This is a genomic window from Devosia psychrophila (genome assembly GCF_000971275.1).
GTDB classification, from domain to species: Bacteria; Pseudomonadota; Alphaproteobacteria; order Rhizobiales; family Devosiaceae; genus Devosia; species Devosia psychrophila.
This window is the reverse complement of record NZ_LAPV01000209.1, coordinates 1-762: the sequence shown is the minus strand read 5'-3', so window position 1 is coordinate 762 and position 762 is coordinate 1. Positions and strand designations below refer to the sequence as shown.

The 762-nt window shown below is 61.3% G+C and carries 1 protein-coding gene; it reads left to right on the top strand.

Annotation, left to right across the window (positions count from 1 at the left end; translation table 11 throughout):
- Positions 1-44 precede the first annotated feature (44 nt).
- Positions 45-575 (top strand): ABC transporter permease subunit, encoded by a 531-nt coding sequence (locus WH91_RS20855; protein ID WP_248305839.1) that lies wholly within the window; start codon positions 45-47, stop codon positions 573-575.
- Positions 576-762: the final 187 nt, after the last annotated feature.

Sequence of the window (762 nt, the reverse complement as noted above, 5' to 3'; positions counted from 1 at the left end):
GCCAGTGAACCCAGGCGAGCCAGCCGATCGGAGGGATCGACATCATGTTCTCGGTCAGCCTCTCGCAAATCTATTTCGACGTTTTCACGATCCGCAGCGGCCTGTTCCTGGCGGGAATCGTGCTACTGCATCTGTGGCTGACCCGAACCGTGTCTGGCCGCAACCTATTTGCTGTGGGATCGAACCCTGTTGCGGCCGAGGCCAGCGGCATTTCTTCCAACGGGATGATCTTCAGTGGCTTTGTCTTTGCGAGCACGCTCGCCGGGATTGCCGGAGTGCTGCAAAGCCTGATCACCAACACCGGCTCGCCGGTTTTCGGCGCCGAGTTCACCGTGACGGTCATCGCCGCGGTCGTAGTTGGCGGAACGCGCCTTGAAGGCGGACGGGGATCAGCGCTGGGCACGCTTGGCGGCGTGCTGACCATCGCGTCCCTGACCACCGCAATGGAGTTCCAATCCATACCCGCCTACGTCCAGCAGGTTGTTGCTGGGCTGATACTGATCTTGCTCGTCGTTCTGGACCGAACCGTCCGGACCGGCGCGCGGAGTCATGCCCCGGCAGTCGCTGCGGGCTGAGTTGCCATTTAACGGAGGAGACAATGGCTTTGAGGAAATCGGTTCTTATATTGAGTGCGCTGGCGTTGCTGTCGTCGGCAGCGGCGGTTCAAGCCAAGACTGTGTGCTATATCACCGCAGCTGACGCCCATGCCTACGCCACGCCTGCCAACAAGGCGCTTGAGGCGCGTGCCAAGGAGCTCGGCAT